This window comes from Cyclobacterium xiamenense, from assembly GCF_900109255.1.
Taxonomy (GTDB): domain Bacteria; phylum Bacteroidota; class Bacteroidia; order Cytophagales; family Cyclobacteriaceae; genus Cyclobacterium; species Cyclobacterium xiamenense.
Window position 1 is genome coordinate 651522 of record NZ_FNZH01000003.1, and the last position, 19346, is coordinate 670867.

The 19346-nt window shown below is 49.3% G+C and carries 11 protein-coding genes and 4 tRNA genes; 8 read left to right on the forward strand and 7 right to left on the reverse strand.

The genetic code is table 11. From position 1 onward, the window contains the following. Positions 1-4: 4 nt before the first annotated feature. The 7 genes from BMW71_RS12320 to pyrH all read right to left on the reverse strand — a co-directional run bounded on the left by BMW71_RS12320 (position 5) and on the right by pyrH (position 13208). A complete protein-coding gene (locus BMW71_RS12320) occupies positions 5-1390 on the reverse strand; it encodes a vanadium-dependent haloperoxidase (protein ID WP_092174238.1) in 1386 nt (461 codons plus the stop codon). Positions 1391-1446: 56 nt separating this feature from the next. Continuing rightward, positions 1447-2796, reverse strand: a complete 1350-nt coding sequence (locus BMW71_RS12325; RefSeq protein ID WP_244891162.1) for a vanadium-dependent haloperoxidase — start codon at positions 2794-2796, stop codon at positions 1447-1449. A 3-nt stretch (positions 2797-2799) separates the two neighbouring features. Next, positions 2800-6138, reverse strand: a complete 3339-nt coding sequence (locus BMW71_RS12330) for a VCBS repeat-containing protein (RefSeq protein WP_092174241.1) — start codon at positions 6136-6138, stop codon at positions 2800-2802. Positions 6139-6293: 155 nt separating this feature from the next. Beyond that, positions 6294-8153 (reverse strand): RagB/SusD family nutrient uptake outer membrane protein, encoded by a 1860-nt coding sequence (locus BMW71_RS12335; RefSeq protein ID WP_092174244.1) that lies wholly within the window; start codon positions 8151-8153, stop codon positions 6294-6296. Positions 8154-8173: 20 nt separating this feature from the next. Further along, entirely contained in the window at positions 8174-11350 is a 3177-nt protein-coding gene (locus tag BMW71_RS12340; RefSeq protein ID WP_092174247.1) for a SusC/RagA family TonB-linked outer membrane protein, read from the reverse strand. A gap of 577 nt (positions 11351-11927) precedes the next feature. Continuing rightward, entirely contained in the window at positions 11928-12488 is a 561-nt protein-coding gene (gene frr / locus BMW71_RS12345) for a ribosome recycling factor (RefSeq protein ID WP_092174250.1), read from the reverse strand. A 6-nt stretch (positions 12489-12494) separates the two neighbouring features. Further along, positions 12495-13208 carry a UMP kinase gene (gene pyrH, locus BMW71_RS12350; RefSeq protein ID WP_092174253.1) on the reverse strand — a complete coding sequence of 238 codons (714 nt, stop codon included), beginning with the start codon at positions 13206-13208 and terminating at the stop codon, positions 12495-12497. A 602-nt stretch (positions 13209-13810) separates the two neighbouring features. Here pyrH and BMW71_RS12355 point away from each other — a divergent pair. From BMW71_RS12355 to nusG, 8 genes are all read left to right on the forward strand, one after another. Continuing rightward, entirely contained in the window at positions 13811-16426 is a 2616-nt protein-coding gene (locus BMW71_RS12355; RefSeq protein ID WP_092174256.1) for a M1 family metallopeptidase, read from the forward strand. 158 nt (positions 16427-16584) lie between these two features. Continuing rightward, a tRNA-Tyr gene (locus BMW71_RS12360) sits at positions 16585-16667 on the forward strand. Between the two features lie 170 nt (positions 16668-16837). Next, positions 16838-16910 (forward strand) — tRNA-Gly (locus BMW71_RS12365). Between the two features lie 38 nt (positions 16911-16948). Next, positions 16949-17020 (forward strand) — tRNA-Thr (locus BMW71_RS12370). Positions 17021-17079: 59 nt separating this feature from the next. Beyond that, positions 17080-18267: an elongation factor Tu gene (tuf, locus tag BMW71_RS12375; protein WP_092174259.1), complete on the forward strand. Its 1188-nt coding sequence runs from the start codon at positions 17080-17082 to the stop codon at positions 18265-18267. A gap of 113 nt (positions 18268-18380) precedes the next feature. Next, positions 18381-18451, forward strand: a tRNA-Trp gene (locus BMW71_RS12380). A gap of 130 nt (positions 18452-18581) precedes the next feature. Continuing rightward, positions 18582-18770, forward strand: coding sequence for a preprotein translocase subunit SecE (gene secE / locus BMW71_RS12385; protein WP_092174262.1), 189 nt, complete (start codon positions 18582-18584; stop codon positions 18768-18770). Between the two features lie 18 nt (positions 18771-18788). Beyond that, positions 18789-19346, forward strand: a complete 558-nt coding sequence (gene nusG / locus BMW71_RS12390; protein WP_092174265.1) for a transcription termination/antitermination protein NusG — start codon at positions 18789-18791, stop codon at positions 19344-19346.

Here is a 19346-nt window from a genome sequence, read left to right on the forward strand (position 1 = left end):
TTCCTTATGGGCGAGTGACCGTTTCTGCCAGGGAGATTTTCCGGGTACGAATCCGCCCTTCGATCCAGGAGGCAACGGCTCTTCCCTGGTCGACCCCGTTGGTGATAGCGGGCAGGTAGTGGATGCCCCCGTAAAAGCGGCTGATTGCCGCCTCCTCCGCAGCTTCCCGAAATGAATTAAATTCCCGGGTGCCCAATCCGTATTTTACCTCGGTTGAATCCAGAAAATAAAAAGGCTCTCCCAACAATCCCGTAAGGGCTTGCGAAGCTGCTGTGGAAATCACGCTATGCCCACTGGTATATTCCGGAAAGGGAGGCGTTTGAAGCAGCGGCGTCCATTCTTCATCCATGTACCGGTTGATATACGTCTCCGGTCGAATCAGCACGCTTCGGTATTTTTCATCCCAGCAGGAAATAAAGGCATCAAACAGGTAGATGGATGCGACGGCCATGGCTTCAGCGGTTTGCCGCCAATTCAGATTTTTTGCTTTGGATGCGATCCCCGTGATGCCCATCCAGTGGCCCCCAGGTGTAATTTTCTTTTCCGCATACATTACGTGCCCTTTGACGTTCATTTTATAGGGATTACAATCCCAGAAATAGGCGATTTCTTCCTGGAAGTCGTTCAGCTGGTTGCCCGCATCCATGACCTCTTTCGCATCCTGAAAAAACCGGCTTTCGGGAAGGGTGTCGAACGGGGGCGGGGGCTCCGGGACAAACTGATTTGCCGAATCCAAGAAAAACGTCCGGATCTTGTTCCAATGCGGCTCAATTCCTTCCATGTAGGCGGGAGGCGTTGGCCGCCAACTACCCAGGTCGTCGCGAATAGTGTATTTTTCAAAGGACCTGCTCTCGTGGTAGTTGTCCTGCGCGGCATAGGCCAGGATTTGCTCCGCTACGGATTCTCCCAGGTCAACCGCACGGGCAAATTCAGCGGCAGGCATTCCCGCATCTTTTACCCTTTGAAACAGCGCATCCCGCCGGTCTATTATGTCCTGTTCGGAAAACACCAGTTTGGAGGCGACCCGGTAATAGGCAGTTAGTGCCGCCATCTGGTAATTGATTGGTTGTCCATCCGTATCCACTGAAATGTTTAGCGCCTCGGACCCATTCAACTGGCCCATTAAGGATACATAGGTATCCGGCTCGGCCAATACCGCCACCTCATACGCAGCAATGGCCGGGTAGGTGTAAATACGGCTTGCCACGGGCGGGGAAAATATATCGTGCACCATGACCTCCGTTAACTGCTCGTTGGCATCTACCAAAAAGAAACTCTCTTGGAGGACCTCTTTGTAGGATTCATCCGGTGTGCAGGCCATCCAGGTAAGCATGCTTGCAAGTAGGCCTACCCACAATCCGTTTTGATTTCGTTTTACTCGTGCGATCATGTCTTCTGAACTAGCCGGTTAAGAAAATGAATTTACTCGATTTTTTGTAAGGCCTGTTACTGTCCCAGGTATGCTTCGCGTTTCTGTAGGATCCATTGGCCCACTTTTCTTCCCTGGTCCTGTCCGCGCGTAATGGCGTCCATAAAATGAATGCCTCCATACAATCGGGAAATACTGGCTTCCTCCGATGCCTGGAGAAACGAACTGAATTCCCGGGTTCCCAATCCATATTTTTCCTCTACGGTATCCACGTAAGAAAATGCATCTCCGAAGAAATGGGTTAGAATCACCGCCGAGCTGGTTGAAATCGTGGAATGCCCGCTCAGGTATTCCGGAAACGGAGGCGTTTGCAGCAAGGGCTGGTACGTCGGATTCAGGAGTTTCCGGATGGCCGTCTCGGGTCGGATGCGGTCGCTGCGATACTTTTCATCCCAACAACTGATAAACCCATCCATCAAACCAAGGGCGACGAAGGTGTTTATTTCCATGGATTCGTCAAAAGTCAACCCCGCCTTTTGGCAAGCGATGTCTGCGATACCCATCCAATGGCCACCTGGGGATATCTGCTTGATGCCCACCATCAGGTGTCCGGTCTCTTCCAGCGCAAAAGGGTTGCAATCCCAGAACGCAGCAATTTCCCGCTTTTCCCGGTCTAAATCGAGTTCGTATACCTCTTTCATCAAGGCATAAAATTCTGAATCGGGATCCTCGGAAAACGGAACGGGGGGATCCGGCTTAAATTGATCGGCGCTTTCAATCAAAAAGGGACGGACCGTGTTGAAATACGGCTCTACCGGAGGAAAGTAACCGGGAGGAGTAGGGTACCATTTCCCTTCCCCTGTACTGGGTTGGTACCGGGGATAATTGCTAATTTCCCGGTATCTATCAGCCTTGGCATAATCCAAAATCTGTTGACTAATTTGTTCTCCATATTCCTTTGCCTGAGCGATTTCCTGTGAATCGTACCCCCAACTCCTGCAGGAGTCGGCAAAATTCGCCTCAAAGGCGCCTAGTTCCGAGCCGGAAGGTTGCAACGCAGCTGCCGTGTGTACCATGGCAAAAATGGCGCTCATGGGAACAGAAGGACTATCTCCTACCGGCCGGGAGAGGGAATCCAGTCCGTTTACCAGCCCGGAAAGAGAGGGATGGGTCTCACTGCCAGAAGCAATTACCTCGTATCCGGAGAGACAGGCATAGGCGTAAAATCGTGCCGCAAGGGGAGGATTGGTAATGTCGTGGACCATGAGGTCCGTCATTTTTTCCGTCACCCATCCGATGCTTTTGGCGGGTACCGGTTTTTTTTCTATGGCTGACTGGCAAGAAACCAGGAGTACAGCGAGTGTCCAGCCAAGGAGCTTCCCTGTTTGACGGAAAAGGTTTAGTAGAGGTGTCCCTGTTGATTTCATGCATTAATAGTTTTCCTGATTTTGTAGCCGATAGGCGACGAGGCGTTCCCGGTTGATGCCTACATATAGGACACCATTTAGCAACTGCATGCTGCGTACATCCCCTTTAATGTCCAATCCGGAATTTCTTTGGGGCAGGTAGGAAAAGTTTCCCTGCCCATCTCCCAGCAGTACCGTACCGTAATTTGCATCGTATTTACCAAAACGTAATCTGGCCCGTTCAATGTTCCCGCCCAAGATAAAATCCAAGTGACCGTCCCCGTTGAGATCTTCGCCGATGACCGAAAAAACGGGCGAAAACTGGGCTTCCGCAGGCAAGGAAGCTTGGCTAAACCGGCCATCTTTCTGATTGATAAACAAGCTGGTTTCCAAAGAGATTGCCTTTAGGTAGCCGGCGTCTTCCAATTCCGATTTGGAAAAAATGTTTTCCAGTTTTGCCTCGGCGTAGCTGGCGTAATCCGTGAAACGCGTTCGCATACTGGAGATCTGATCCAACAACTCGTCCCGGGTCAGGTAGGGGTAGGGTTCGCCTTCTATATATAAGCTTAGAATTGGATCGATAGCGCCGTTGTCATCAAAATCCTTGAAATACATTTCCGCGGGCGCTTCTTTGCTGGCTGTTGCCTGGCTGTTCAGCCCTTGATTGCCCACGAGTAGGTCTGGAAGGCCATCCCCATTTACATCGGATACGTGCAGGGTATTCCACCAGCCCGATTGCGGTTCGTCAAAGAATGTACCGGTGGAGGGCTGTAGGGTTTCTCCGGTCTGTTCGAATACCGATACGGGCATCCATTCTCCCACAACAATCAACTCCGCCTTCCCATCGCCGTTAAGGTCCGCCCAACTTGCATCGGTTAGCAGTCCAAGTCTGGAGAATTCGGGATACCAGTCCTCGGTTTCATCCACCATCTTTCCTCCGCCTTGGTTGATGAGCAGGTAGCTTGGGGGGATTTCCGGATACCTGCCTGGAATCACCCTGCTCCCAACAAAAAGGTCGGGCAGACCGTCCCCATTGAGATCCTGGGCGGCAACAGCCCCGGTGCTGCTGTGCATTTCCGGGAGTAAATCCGGTGCGCGGGAGAATGTGCCGGTACCGTCGTTTACGTACAACCGGTCTTGGAGCAAGGGATCCTGGGGCATAAGCGAGCCGTAACCGCCGCTTGCTACATACAAGTCAGGCCATCCATCCCCGGTAAAATCCGCCATGAGGGCGTCCGTATCCTGAAATGCTTTGTCTACCTCAAAAGCGTTTGCGTTTTGCAGGCGAAAGCTACCGTCCGCTTGCTGAATGTAGAGTTTCCCTGCCTGTCCGCTTTCACCTCCGATATACAGGTCCAGTTTGCCATCTCCTGTAACGTCGCCGCTGCACAGCACAGGGCCAGAAAATGACAAAGGATTCACCATTAGAGGTTGCCGTTTAAAATCATTAATGGTGTTTGTGGGAGATCGATGATCAATCGCCGGTGAAACCTCCGCAAAGAGCGTAGGAGGTATCTTCGTCGCAGGTCTTTTTTTCGTGGCGTTTTCTTGTACAAGCGTCAGTGTCTGATTACTTGAAACATCGGTTAGCTTTTCAGAAAGCCCTCCGGGCCAGGTAACCCAGAGGGAATCAATTTTACCCACGTTGCCCAATCCAAAATGAAGGGTAGGCGATACGCTCGACTGGTACCCGCGACTTGGCATTTGTTCGATCACCTGGAGTTGATCCTGGTAATAAAGGCTGACTTTTGCACCGATGCCCAGGTTATTTTCCGGCTTTCCCTGTAGCTTTACGCGCAGGAAGTGCTGATCGCTTTGCAACGAATCCGCGTTGTTTCGGTAGATAAATGCCGGCTGGTTGATGTTGTTTACGATCAGGTCCAGATCGCCGTCATTATCCAGGTCGGCATAGGCTGCCCCGTTGCTATTTGCCTGCTGATGGACTCCCCAATCTTCCGATTTTTTTTGAAAAAACAGGCCGTCTTTGTTTTTGAAAATGTAATTGGTCAGGTTGGAGGAAGGCATGCTTTGTACCAGTTTGAGGATGTTTTCTCGCCGCAAACCGTTTTGGTTGTTTTTCAGGTAGTCGGCCATGTACTTCAAAAAATCCTGATTGGTATAGTCCCGAAAATATCCGTTGGTTACGTACAGGTCTTTGTGCCCGTCGTTGTCAAAATCTGCCAGCAAGGCAGCCCAGCTCCAATCGGTATTGGATACACCTGCCAACTGCCCCACTTCGCTAAACGAGCCGTTTCCATGGTTGAGGTGGAGCATGTTCCGCATGTATTGGTGATGAAAGCCCACATTGAGGTTGTATTCAAATTTTTCGTAATTGTCCGGAGCCATGAGTAGTTTTTGGCGTCTGTTGTCTTCCGGCAGCATGTCCAGGGTAAAAATATCGGGGTACCCGTCGTTATTGATGTCGGCAATATCATTGCCCATGGAAAAATGGGAGGTATGGCCAAGTGCTTCGCCAATAGCATCGGTAAACGTTCCGTCTCCGTTGTTTAGATAGAGGTAGTCGGGCACCGTGTAGTCATTGCTGATGTAGATGTCCATCCATCCATCGCCGTTCAGGTCTGAAATACCTGCACCCAGGCCATAGGAAAGGGCCACCCGCAAAATACCCGCTTCGGCCGTGACTTCCGTAAAGGTATCTCCATCGTTTCTAAAAAGTTGGGGACCTGCCGGGTCCATATTTTTGAGGATGTCGGCCGTACTGGCTTCGTCCAGTACGGGAAGTGATTTTGGGTTGTGGTTAAGTAGGAAAAGATCCAGATCGCCGTCGTTGTCGTAGTCAAAGAAGCTGGCCTGGGTGCTGGTGGCCTCGCTGTCTATACCGTAAGCAGCAGCCATTTCCTCAAAGATGGGTATGCCCTCCGAATTGGGTCCCTGGTTGATATACAGTTCGTTTTTCCGCTTTTCCGGGGGCAGACTTCCGGAGTAACAGACATAAATGTCCAGCCAGCCGTCTCCATTTACATCGGCCATGCTAACCCCGGTTTTCCAGGGGCCGGGGCGGGTTTGGACCCCTGCGGTTTGCGTAATATCTTCGAATTCCAGGTTCCCTTTGTTCAGGTAAAGCTGGTTTTCAACCATGTTTCCTGAAAAATACAAATCATCCAGCCCGTCTCCATTGAGGTCACCTACGGCCACTCCCCCGCCATTGTAGAAATATTCATACATCAGTATGTTCGTATTCAATCCTTCAGTGAGTGTATTTTCGAACAGCACCCTGGTTTTTTCCGTAGGCAGATGGGTAAACTGCTTTGTTTGAGGGGCTTTTTCGGTTTCCACCTGGCAGGATAAAAGAAGCAGGATGCCTGCCAAAACCTGTATTTTACTAAGGAAGTAATTGCACATAGAAATGAAACGATTTCCCTGCAAATATAGAAATAATTGTGGAGCTTCCCGGTAATTTGTTCCCTGGATAGGTCGCTGGAAATCACGGGCAAGCGACGAAAGAAAAAAAGGCGATCCGAAGATCGCCTTTTATCGTTTGGGAGCAGCAAAAGCTATTAATTTTCGTAACCCGGATTCTGAATCAGGTTGCCGTTTCGCTGCATCTCATCAAAATTGATGGGCATCCAGTACATCTTATCCAACCAGAGGCGGTTTTCTTTTCCCGGGTCAATTTCAATGACTTCGTAGGAATAATCATAGAATTCGGGATCGTAGCGGTAGAGGGAAAGCTCTTTGCCCGGCTTAAGGGTTCCGACGATGCTGATTCCATCGGCTTGTCTTCCCAATGTTTCCGGTGCGATCATCCAACGACGTGCATCGTAATACCGTTGCTCCTCGTGGACCATTTCTACGCGCTTTTCGTTAATGAAGGCATTTAAGAGGTCCTCACCCGACGCGTCGATGGCTGGCAGGCCTGCACGGAAACGAATTTTGTTCAGCCAGTTTCTGGCTTCTTCGTCGTTGCCAAGCGCAATGTTCGCTTCCACGTAATTAAAGACCACCTCGGTGAAGCGGATATGCGGCCAGGGAATTTCCTGCCAGGTGTTCTGGTCGACGAAATTCGGATCCGGCTCGATAAATTTCCGCAGGTAATACCCGGTGTAGCTTCCGTTCCAGTCTTCTATAGGGCTGTTTCGGGTATCCAGACCAAAATGGGTTACTTTTTCTCCTTGGGAATTTACCACTTCGTAGGTACCGGTTTGGATTTGTCCAAGTGGGTCACGGGCCTGATTGGCTGGAGAACGAGGCTTCCAGGGAGCGCCTTCATACAAGAAGGTGGCGTAGAAGCGGGCCTCCCGATCTTCGTAGGGAGCGCTGGCGTGCTCTTCGTTATCCCAGTCAAACTCCGTACCATCCATCATTTGGTAGTCATCGATCAATAGCTGTACGGGCGTATTTCCGGCCCAGTTGTTGTAGCCATTGGGTCCGTTATGAAGCCCGTGGCGGCCACCCCATTCCGGCTTTTGAGACAGGAAGTACCTTCCAAAAATCATCTCGGCTTCCCCGCCGTTTCTGGAGAGGGAGTTGTTCATGTAGGTTTGGATGGCCTCTTCGTGGGGAAGGGGAGCAGTCAGGTCAAGCATGTTACCACTGGTTTTGTCCAGAACTGCTTTGGCAGCATCCAGGGCTCGCTGGTAACGTTCGGTTTGGCTACCGGAGGTGAATCCGATCAGCTCCTTGTTCTGATAACCTGCGATCACGTCCGATTTGGCAGAAGCCGTAGGCATGTCGTGAAGGTCAGAAGCGGCGTAGATCAATACCCTGGACTTCAGGGCAAGTGCGGCAATCTCATTGGCGCGTCCGCGGATGGGGTTGTGGTCGCTCAGCAAATCAGCCGCACGATCCAAATCCGCCACGATGAAATCCACGACTTCCTGGAAGGTGTTTCGAGGGAGTTCGTAGGTTTCTTCCTCCAGCGTAAAGGGGCGGTCAGCCAAGGGGACAGCACCGAAGTTCCGAAGCAACTGGTGGTGGAAGTATGCGCGCATAAACGTGGCTTCTCCCAGAAGTCGATCCACGATTCCTCCGGTATTGGGAAACTGTGGGTCGCTCAGGTTTGCAATCGCTATATTGGTTGCCCGCAAGCTGTTGTACATGTTTGGCCAGTTCCGGGTGGCATCGATCCAACCTGGATTTTGCGGGTTGGAACGGGCTTCCGTGACGGTGTTGATATTTCTACCCGGGTGGGTAAAGATGGCTTCGTCTGTCAGTGAAGACAAGGCTTGCTCATTGAATCCACCTTGGGCCAGGCCACTGTACAGATCGGTAACGAAGGCCTCTGCGAGCCCTGCATCCCGCCAAACGGCAGATTCAGAAACTTCTCCTAACGGTTGTGTATTCAGAAATTCTTCGTCGCAAGAAGTAGTGAACAAAGAAATCGCCAGACCCAACCCTAAATATTTTATATTTTTCATCATATTCAAAGTTTATGGATTTAGAATGTAACGGACAAGCCCGCGTTAATTACCCTGGCTTGTGGATAGTATTGCCCGGTGGCGCTATCGGATTCTGGGTCGTATACATCCAGCTTATCCCAGGTGAGTAGGTTTAGCCCGTTGGCATAAAAGCGCAGGTTGCTGATACCAAATCGCTCGCCCACCTGCTGAGGTACGGTATACCCTATCTCCAGGTTCTTTAAACGGATGTAATCGGAATTTCTGAACCAGAAGTCGTTTCCACTTGAATAGTACTGATCGCTACGGTTGGCAATTCGTGGGTACTCGGTACTTTCGTTATCGATGGTCCATCGGTTTTCATAGAACTCCAATAGGTAATTACCGATGTTTCCGGATTCGCCCAAACTAACCAAGGCAATGGCTCCGGCAGCTCCCTGAAACAGCACAGACATGTCCCAGTTTCGGAAACTGGCATTCATGTTGACACCTCCCTGGAAACGGGGGATGTTGTTTCGGTCCAAACGAACCCGGTCAAGGGGGGTAATGGCACCGTCTCCATCGTAATCCTTAAAGCGCATGTCACCAGGTCGCAATTGGTTGGTGATATCCGTGTAATCCAGGGTCTCTGCATCGATCGCAGCCTGATTAGGGAATACGCCGTCATACAGGTAAACCGGGGCAGGGGTATTCATCGGCTTGCCGGTGGATCGTTGCCAGTCAGGTGCTCCCGGAGGCTCGTCCCAGAATAGGATTTTGTTGTAGGCATAGCCACCGTTGGCACTGACGCTGTACGATAGATCGCCTTTCTGACCACGGTATCCGATATTGAAGTCAAAGCCCTGGTTTTCTACCTCACCTATGTTTTCCGCAGGAAGCAAGGAGGAAAGTCCACTAGATTGTGGAACAGAGGCATTCTTTCTCCAAAGGATATTGGTTCGCTTGTTGTAAAAGTAATCCAATTCGAAGAAGATTTTACCCTGAAGCAATTGTCCTTCCACACCAAGGTTGGAGTTGTTGGCCACTTCCCAGGTAATTGCCGTGTTGGGTACGCGGGTCTCAAACAAGGTTTTCGCTTCGGTATTTTCCAAGATCTGGCTTCGGAAACCGTAAGTGGATAAGAATTGGTATTCCTGAAGGGATCCGCCAAAGAAGATCTGGTCGTTACCCATTTGGCCCCAGGATCCTCTTATTTTGAAGAAGTCCATCACCGGGATGTTGTTTTTCCAGAAACTTTCTTCGGAAACAACCCATCCGGCCATCACACCAGGGAAGAAACCAAATCGGGTAGGCTCAGGGAAAATGTAGGATCCATCGTATCGCCACAAAAATTCAAAGAGGTATTTTTCCTGATAGTTGTAGGCAACCCGGCCGAAATAGTTGAGACGGGCTCTTTCAAAAGCTCCTCCGCCGTTGTCTTTTTCTGCATCACCGCCGGCAAACATTTGGTCAATAGCGGGGGAAATAAAGAACCTTCGGTAGGCAAAGAAGTTGTCTCCTTCCACGGTCTCTTGGTTCACACCGGCCAGCGCATTGATTCCGTGATCACCAATTTGCTTTTCGTAACTGAAAACACCTCCCAGCAAGATATTCAACTGGTTGATATTGGTCTGCCGTAGACGAGGTTCGGCCGGTCCCCTCTCACTGGGAACCAATACGGGCGTAACTCCATCTGCTTCAAAGCCGCTGCCTCTTTGGTACAATATCCAGGGTGTTTCCCATCGTTTGATGAATCGGCTCAGGTTATCCACAGAGGCCGTACCTTGAAATTTCAAGCCTTCTACTCCCGGGATCTTGATGTTCAATGCTCCGTTTGTCTGGAAGTAGTTGCGTGTATCCCGATCGTATCCGGTCGCATTGGTGGTGATTACCACGGGGTTTTCACCGTTCTCGATATCTGGTCCGGGTCTGCCGTCAGGCCAGAAAGCTGGCTCATGGGGCTTACCTCGCATCTGCATACGGAAAATGGCACCTGCGCCCCGAGTAGGGAAGAAGCGGTATTCCTGACGGGCTAGCACGCCCAACTGCAAATCCACGTATTCGTTGATCTTTGCATCCAGGTTGATCCGCATGTCGTACTGCTTGTAACCGGTAGCGGAATTCTTGTAATACGCATCCTGGTTTTGGTAGCCCAAAGAGGCCATGTACCGCAAGTTTTCAGAACCACCGTTTAACTGTAGGTTGTGGCGTACTTGTGGAGACCATGTTTTAAGCGTCTCTCCGTACCAGTCGGTGTTGGGATAGTTCCAGGGATCGGTCCCTGCCCGGTGCAAAGCCAATGCTTCCGGGCTAAAAGGAGCGGTTCGTACCTGACCGTCGGGCCGGGTGTAGCTGCCTGTAGATCGGTAAGCATCGGTAGCAGACCGCCATTCGTTTACGGGTAATTCGTACACGCTAAGATCATTCAGCATTTCTCCATACTGGGCAGCATCTGCCAGATCGGGAATAACGGTAGGTTGAGCGAATCCCTGGTTAAACTGGTAGGTCAACTCAGGCTTGCCTTCTTTACCTCGTTTGGTCGTAACCAGGATAACCCCGTTGGCTGCCCGGGCTCCATAAATGGCAGCAGAGGCATCTTTCAATACCGAAATGGTTTCGATATCGTTGGGGTTTAGTCGCTCGATACCACCTGCTCTGGCTGGTATACCGTCGATTACGATCAGGGCATCGTTGTTTCCAAGGGTGTTTGATCCCCGAATTCGAATACCCGAACCATCATAACCCGGTTCGCCGCTGCGGTTTACGGCAATTACCCCCGCCATTCGGCCGGCAATGGAGTTGGTCAGGTTCATGGCAGGTGATTTCACCAATTCGGCGCCCTGAACCGTCGCCACTGAGCCCGTGATGGTTTCCTTCTTCTGCTCACCGTAGCCCACGACGATCACCTCGCTTAGCGACTGCATGTCGGGGCTAAGGGTGATGTCAATGGTGCTCTGGTTTCCGACCACCACTTCCTGGCTGTCAAACCCAACAAAAGAAAAGACCAGCGTTTCGTCTCCGGACTGTAAGGCTACCCGGTAGTTACCATCAATATCGGTCACTGCTCCACGAGTCGTGCCTTTTACCAATACCGAAACCCCCGGCAGGGGCAAATCGTCCTCGGAGGATAAGACCGTACCGGTCACCTCCCTGGACTGCGCATGTACTGTCAAGCTGCTTGCTAATAGCAATGCCAAACCCAACAAAAACAGTTTTGTTTTAGGTAAATAGTTTTGCATACGTAAAAGAAATAGGTTAATAATTGATTGAAGTTATTGTTAAAATAACACTTTAAATTTGATGGTATTTTTTGGCTTATGCAATAGCCCGTTTCGAGCCCTCAAAAATGACCAATGGTTTGTTTTCAATGGAATTGTCTTTTCCATGAATTATTTCAATAAGGTTTGTCAAACGGTTATCACTTTTTAAAAAATCGGCCAAAAAATTAACAGTTAGTAAAGTTGGTGTTTTTTGGTTTCTTGTAAAAAAAAGTAGAAACAATTGGTATTTGCCGAAGATTTCGGGGGATTGAAGAGGTAGTTATTAAGCTGGTGCTTCCCGACCGGAAAGTAGCAGGGAGGACAGGTCACCGAACTCGCCGCGAAATTGAGAGGAAAAAGGCGCGTTTGCTAGCTCCTTCCCGAGGCTTTTCGAAGGAAAAAGCGTATTCAGGGAAAAAAGCGGCAAAAAGTAGGTTTTTAATCCAGGGGAAAAATGGTTATCTTTGCCTGGTAAGGTTTAATACAGGAAAGAATAGTCAGCTACTAGCTGTCTGTTCTTTATTTTTTTGGACCCCTGCCAAGTACGGTGGTTGCGTTAGACCTTCATGATCTCCGCCTCTTTCTTTTCGAAATGCGTATCAATCTTGGAAGTATAGGTGTCGGTGAATTTTTGAACGGTGTCTTCGGCGCGCTTTACCTCGTCCTCGGAAGCGCCCTCTTTCAGTAGCTTTTTTAGCGCGTCATTGGTATCTTTACGGACGGTTCGGATGCTAATTTTACCGTTTTCGCACTCGTTTTTAACTTGCTTCACCAGGTTTTTTCTACGTTCCTCGGTCAGCGGCGGGATGGTGAGCATAACCATCTCTCCATTATTTTGCGGATTCAGACCTAAGTCAGAGTTGATGATGGCTTTTTCCACCTCCGGAATAAGCGTTTTCTCCCAGGGCTTGATGGCCAATGTCCGGGCATCTGGAGTGGTAATGGAGGCTACCTGCTGAATGGGAGTAGGGGTACCGTAATAGGCCACCAGTATTCCGTCCAGAAAATTGGGCATCGCCTTACCCGCCCTGATTTTGACTAGTTCGGCGGCCGTGTGCTGAACAGCTTTTTCCATCAGCGATTTCGCTTCCTCTAAATACATTTGGATCTCTTCCATTGGACTTTATTGGTTTGATGTAATCAATGTTCCTACTTCCTCTCCCTGTATCAGATGCAATAAATTATCGGTCCTATTCATGTCAAAAACAATAATGGGCAGGTTGTTTTCCTGACACAGGGTAAACGCCGTCATGTCCATGACATTCAGGTTTTTTTCGTACACCTCTTGAAAGGTGATGCGGGCATAGCGGGTGGCATTTTTGTCCTTTTCCGGATCGGCGGAATATACCCCGTCCACACGTGTACCTTTTAGAACCACCTCTGCTTCGATCTCAATCGCCCGTAGACTTGCTGTCGAGTCGGTTGTAAAATAGGGATTACCGATACCTGCCCCAAATATCACGATCCTTCCTTTTTCCAAATGGCGGATTGCCCGTCTGCGGATAAATGGCTCGCAGACACTTTCTACCTTGATACCTGACATCAGCCGGGTGTACATCCCGTTTTGCTCCAGGGAACTCTGTAGGGCCATGGCGTTAATTAGGGTCGCAAGCATTCCCATGTAGTCGCCCTGAACCCGGTCAATTCCTACTTTTCCAGCCTGAACACCCCTGAAAATATTCCCTCCACCGATTACGATCGCCACTTCCACGCCCATATCGTGTACATTTTTTATCTGAGTGGCGTATTCCTGCAGACGTTTGGAGTCAATGCCGTAGCTGTTTTCACCCATTAGGGCTTCCCCGCTAAGCTTCAGGAGAATTCGTTTGTATTTCATCTGTTTATAATTTGTTTTTTAGCTGTCAGATGGAATCTCGCATACTTTATCATAATCCCACTGTGTGACGGATACGCCATGCTCGATTTCATGTTGGAATAATTTTGAGTGGTAGACCGACCTGACTATAATTGGATACCGGGCATACGTATTTTCGATTTATAGCCCGACAAATATAAATCCTTGTTTTTAGAATACTAAATCTTATTCTTAAAAATGGGTCGGGCGGTCGTTTTTTTCTGTCCTCCCCCTTCTTGAGGTGGACGGTTGGAATGGGGCTAAAACAGATCAAATCTGTGGCGGGGGAGCACGATAGGAATCAACCACATTGCTTCCGCGAACCGGTCCTGAATCGCATTTCCGTTGGGATTGCATGGGTAGTTTGATCGCTACACCGAAGGATACCCCGCAGGCATCTGCCAGAAAGTTTCGCCCTACATTCATTTTTGCGAATCCATAAGTAGTGGTTTAGTTAGTTAAAGTTCGGTCCTTTCCTTAATTTTAAGCCGCGTAAGTGCAGCCTTACTGATGTAGCTGTTTGGCAGGTAGTTCCACTCAGCAGAAGGGCTGCTGTTTTTTGGTCACAGAAACGAAATTTATTCATGCATTTAACATACAGCCAATTATTTTGCTACCTGGGCGTACTGCTTTGCCTACTTTCATGCAAACCTGCCGCGCAAACGCTGCAGGGAGAAGCGCCTCGGCCGGAACCTGTACTGGCGGAAACCGCCCCGGAAAAGCGGGTGAATCTACGCCTGCAACGGATCCGGGAAAAGGAGCAGGCCCTGCAGGGCTACAAGGCCAGTGCAACCCGTACCTTTGACCTGGTACACACGGACCTTTGGTTGGCTTTCGATTATGCCAAAAAAGCAGTGATGGGGGAAGCGCTCCTGACAGTGACTCCCTATTTTTATGAGCAGAATACATTGGTAGTGGATGCGGTGGACTTTGAAGTTCACGAAGCCGTCCTACAGGAGGGGGTGGAGCAAATCCCGCTTGCCTTTACCTACGATCAGCAAGCGCTGACACTGGTGCTGCCTAAAACGTTTAGCAAGGGGGACACGCTTCAGGTAGGGATTCGCTATACCGCTTTTCCTGAAAAGGGTAGCTCGGAAAGTAGTGCAGCATTTACGGATACCAAGGGCCTTTATTTTATAAATGCCGATTCGACCGATTCGGATAAGCCGGTTCAAATTTGGACCCAGGGAGAAACGGAATTTACCTCCAAATGGTACCCAACAATCGATCATCCCAACGAGCGACAAACCCATGATTTTCACCTTCGGGTACCGGAAGGCTACCGTAGCCTTAGCAATGGAAAACTATTGGGTAGCCTGTCCCATGGTGACGGCACCCGAACGGATCACTGGCGCATGGATATGCCCCATGCTCCCTACCTTTCCGCGGTAGTAGTTGGTGATTTTGCGGCCGTTGATGGAGGTACGGTGGATGGAATTCCCCTACGTTATTTTGTAGAGCCGAAATTCCAGGCGGGGGCCAAAAAAGTATTTGCCCATACCGGAGAGATGATGCGATTTTTTTCGGATCTCCTGGACCTACCCTTTCCCTGGCAAAAATACGATCAGGTAGTGGTTCGGGATTTTGTCTCCGGGGCCATGGAAAACACCACCTTGTCGGTATTCATGGAAGCATTGCAACTCAACGAGCGGGAAGCCCTGGATAGCGAATGGGATTACATCATCGCACACGAGTTGTTTCATCAGTGGTTTGGCAATTACGTGACGACGGAGTCCTGGGCCAACCTTACCCTAAACGAGGCCTTTGCCGACTACTCCGAATACCTGTGGATAGCGCACAAAGAGGGAACTGATCCTGCGGACATGCACCATTTTAATGCCGTGGAGCAATACCTGGATGAGGCCGAGGAGAAACAGGAGCCGCTGATTCGTTACCAGTACGAAGACAGTGAGGACCTGTTTGACAGCCACACCTACGCGAAAGGCGGGCGGGTATTACACATGCTGAGAAGGTATCTGGGCGACGAGGCTTTTTTTCAGGGCTTGCACCGCTACCTGATAGAGAATGCGCTGGGTTGTGTGGAGGTACACCAATTGCGGTTGGCTTTTGAGGCGGTATCCGGAATGGATTTGCAGTGGTTTTTTGATCAATGGTTTCTTTCCCCCGGCCATCCCGAGTTAGCGATACACTGGGATTATTCGGAGGAAGACAACGTGTTGCTAACCCTTGAGCAGCATCAGGATTTAGAGAAAACGCCCCTTTACAAGCTGCCGTTCACCGTTACCTTATACAAGGAGGGCGAACGCATCGAAAGAGAATTTGTGCTGGATCGGGCCTACCAGCAATTTGCACTGGAAAACGGGCCGGGTACGGATCTGATTCTCTTTGACGAGCGGCAGGTACTATTGGCAGAAAAAGAGCAATATAGAGGTAGGAAACTTTTGGAAAAGCAATTTGTCTACGCCCAGTCCGGCCTGTCCAGGGTAGAAGCGTTGGATAGCCTTACCTCGGACGCGCGCAATGGGGAGGATACGCGGTCCTTGCTTCAATCGGCCCTTTCGGATTCGTTTTGGGTGGTACGTGAGCTTGCCCTTCACCGAATGCTTCGCAGCGAGTCCGGTTGGGAATCAGTGCTTTCCTTGGAAAATGCGATTTTGGATCTGGCAGAAAACGATCCGAACAATGCCGTAAGGTCCGTAGCCCTGGAGGTATTGGCAGGGATTGATCCCGTAAAATTCCAGCCTCTGTTTTATCGCCTAATCAACGATTCATCCTATCAGGTGGCCGGAGCAGCGCTACGGGCATTTATGGACCTGGAAGGCGAGGCAGCCAGCAAAAAAGAATTATTTGAGCGGTTGCGGGAGGAGGAGAACATACGGATGATTGCCCCGTTGGCGGATTACCTTACCGAGAGTGCCGAGGTGGAGGGGGCTGCCTGGATGCATGATAAGCTTCAGCTTCTTACTGGTGAGTCACTCTATTATTTTATAGGGTATTACGGGGATTACTTTGCAAGTCGGTTGGATGTGGACGCAACAGAAGCGATAGCCCGGCTGGTAGCCTTGGGGCGGGAGCATCCGCAGAATTATGTGAGATTGGCGGCATTCCAGTCGCTCTTCGGATTTATCGACGAAGAAGGCGTGCTAAAACAAGCCAAATCCTTGTTTGCGGGAGAGGAGGATGAAATGGTGCGCCGCTACCAGGAATATTACCTGGAACCGTATCTGAATGGGGAGTAAATTACTGACGGTGAACAAGATACTTTTGGTCCCGTAAAAAACCGAAGATTTTTTTTTATAATATTTTGAATGTTTAGTAAAAGGGTATAATTTTGCCATCCGTTACGACAACAAAGATGGTCCGTGGAGGATAGAAACGAATAAAGTTGTTGTTTTTTGGGGGAATACCAAAGCGGCCAACTGGGACGGACTGTAAATCCGTTGACTTATGTCTTCACAGGTTCGAATCCTGTTTCCCCCACGAAAGCTTGTTCACGTTTGCTCATTGGGTAAATTCGGAATAGGGGAGCGATTCGGGTTATTGTTTTCTTAATAATAGCTTGATATTTTTGGATTCTAAAAATAAAATAGGGAATTTGGACGCCTCTAAGCGGGGACGTAGTTCAGCGAACTATTTAATTATCGAAATAAGCGGGAGTAGCTCAGTTGGTAGAGCGGCAGCCTTCCAAGCTGCAGGTCGCGGGTTCGAGCCTCGTCTCCCGCTCTATGCTTTAGTATAGGGCATAAAACTGGATGTAAAAAGCCGACGTAGCTCAGGGGTAGAGTGCTTCCTTGGTAAGGAAGAGGTCACGGGTTCAAATCCCGTCGTTGGCTCTGAACATTTCAATCATTTAAAAAAATTTAATCTTTAACTAAACAGAGGATTTTCACGCATGGCAAAAGCAACCTTTGACCGTTCCAAACCACACGTAAATATCGGTACGATTGGTCACGTCGATCATGGTAAGACTACTTTGACTGCTGCCATTACCACTGTATTGGCCAGAAAGGGTCTTTCTGAATTAAGAGACTTTGCTTCCATCGACAACGCGCCGGAAGAAAAGGAAAGGGGTATTACGATCAATACCTCACACGTAGAGTATCAAACGGAGTTAAGGCACTACGCCCACGTTGACTGTCCCGGTCACGCTGACTACGTTAAAAACATGGTTACTGGTGCTGCTCAGATGGACGGTGCAATTCTTGTAGTTGCCGCCACTGATGGTCCAATGCCTCAAACCAGAGAACACATCCTGCTTGCACGTCAGGTAGGGGTGCCGGCTTTGGTGGTATTCATGAACAAAGTAGATTTGGTGGATGATCCCGAACTACTTGAATTAGTAGAGATGGAAGTACGGGAATTGCTTTCCTTCTACGAATTTGACGGAGATAACATTCCGGTAATTGCAGGGTCTGCACTGGGTGCTCTGAATGGAGATGCCAAATGGGAAGAGACCGTAATGGAGTTGATGAACGCGGTAGACGAGCACATTCCGCTTCCTGAACGAGCGATTGACAAGGATTTCCTAATGCCGGTGGAAGATGTGTTCTCCATCACCGGTAGGGGTACTGTAGCGACGGGTCGAATCGAGCGTGGTGTTGTCAATTCCGGTGAAGGCGTTGATATCATCGGTATGGGTGCCGAGGGACTGAAGTCTACCGTGACTGGTGTGGAGATGTTCCGTAAGATCCTCGACCGTGGGGAAGCAGGTGACAACGTTGGTTTGTTGCTGAGAGGTATCGAAAAGAGCCAGATCAAACGAGGTATGATTATTTGTAAGCCTGGATCTGTAACGCCTCATGCTCACTTCAAGGCAGAAGTTTACGTTCTTTCGAAGGAAGAGGGTGGACGACATACACCTTTCTTTAACAAATACCGGCCTCAGTTCTACTTGAGAACCACGGATGTAACAGGTGAAATCAAGCTTCCCGACAATGTGGAGATGGTAATGCCAGGTGACAACGTGACCATCGAGGTGACACTGATCAATCCGGTAGCACTTGAGAAGGGGCTTCGATTTGCCATCCGAGAAGGTGGTAGAACGGTAGGTGCCGGTCAGGTAACTGAAATTTTGGACTAAGCTTGATTAGCTGATCATAGTATGAATGCGATCCTGAAATTACTCGGGATCGCATTTGTTTCTTTGGCCTTTAATCACTACTTTTGCGTTCCTTATTCGAAGTTCGCAAAAAAACGGGCGTAGTTCAATGGCAGAATAGCGGTCTCCAAAACCGTTGATGGGAGTTCGAATCTCTCCGCCCGTGCAATAAAATGTAAGTAAAACCATCGTTGACAGAGGTTGACTTCAGGGCTTTTGGACACATGTTTTGAATAAGGACCAGCTCCCAAAAATGGAGCGCCGACAATGGTTCTTTGTTAACCAATTTTACACGAATGAATGTTAAAAATTTTGTAGTAGAGTCAATTGACGAGATGAAGAATAAGGTCACCTGGCCGAAGTACGCATCCCTTCAAAACAGCGCCGTATTGGTGTTGGTGGCTTCCTTGATTTTCGCCTTGGTCATTGGGCTAATTGACCTGACCTTCGAAAACATCATGACATGGTTTTATGATTTATTCTAAAGAGAATTAAAAAACGGGATGGCAGATCACAAATGGTACGTGCTCAGGGTAGTGGCGGGTCAGGAAAAAAAGGCAAAGACTTATCTTGACAATGAAATTGCCCGTCAGAAACTCGAGGAATTCATTCCGGAAGTTTTGATACCTTCTGAGAAAGTATACGAGATGCGTAACGGCAAAAAGCGGGTTCGGGAGCGAAATTTCTTTCCTGGCTACGTTTTGGTCAATGCGGACCTCAGTCATGGAGAAGCCAATCACGTTATTACGAGCATACCGGGAGTTATCGGTTTTTTAGGGTCAAACCAAGGGGGGGCTTCCAAAACCCCTGAGCCATTACGTCAGTCAGAAATCAACCGGATTTTAGGTCGGGTTGAGGAGATTGATGAGTTTGCGGAAAAACTGGATACACCATTTATAGTTGGAGAGACCGTAAAGGTAATGGACGGTCCTTTCAGTGGATTCTCGGGTGTAATAGAGGAAGTATTTGAAGACAAGAAAAAGCTTAATGTTATGGTTAAGATATTCGGTCGGAATACTCCCGTAGAGTTAAACTTTATACAAGTAGAAAAACAAGATTAG

Bases quoted from the DNA above. Each gene is read 5' to 3' on its own strand.
- BMW71_RS12355 (WP_092174256.1), top strand. From the start codon at position 13,811: ATGCATTTAACATACAGCCAATTATTTTGCTACCTGGGCGTACTGCTT.
- BMW71_RS12335 (WP_092174244.1), bottom strand. From the start codon at position 8,153: ATGAAAAATATAAAATATTTAGGGTTGGGTCTGGCGATTTCTTTGTTC.
- tuf (WP_092174259.1), top strand. From the start codon at position 17,080: ATGGCAAAAGCAACCTTTGACCGTTCCAAACCACACGTAAATATCGGT.
- BMW71_RS12340 (WP_092174247.1), bottom strand. From the start codon at position 11,350: ATGCAAAACTATTTACCTAAAACAAAACTGTTTTTGTTGGGTTTGGCA.
- BMW71_RS12320 (WP_092174238.1), bottom strand. From the start codon at position 1,390: ATGATCGCACGAGTAAAACGAAATCAAAACGGATTGTGGGTAGGCCTA.
- BMW71_RS12330 (WP_092174241.1), bottom strand. From the start codon at position 6,138: ATGTGCAATTACTTCCTTAGTAAAATACAGGTTTTGGCAGGCATCCTG.
- BMW71_RS12325 (WP_244891162.1), bottom strand. From the start codon at position 2,796: ATGAAATCAACAGGGACACCTCTACTAAACCTTTTCCGTCAAACAGGG.
- nusG (WP_092174265.1), top strand. From the start codon at position 18,789: ATGGCAGATCACAAATGGTACGTGCTCAGGGTAGTGGCGGGTCAGGAA.
- frr (WP_092174250.1), bottom strand. From the start codon at position 12,488: ATGGAAGAGATCCAAATGTATTTAGAGGAAGCGAAATCGCTGATGGAA.
- secE (WP_092174262.1), top strand. From the start codon at position 18,582: ATGAATGTTAAAAATTTTGTAGTAGAGTCAATTGACGAGATGAAGAAT.
- pyrH (WP_092174253.1), bottom strand. From the start codon at position 13,208: ATGAAATACAAACGAATTCTCCTGAAGCTTAGCGGGGAAGCCCTAATG.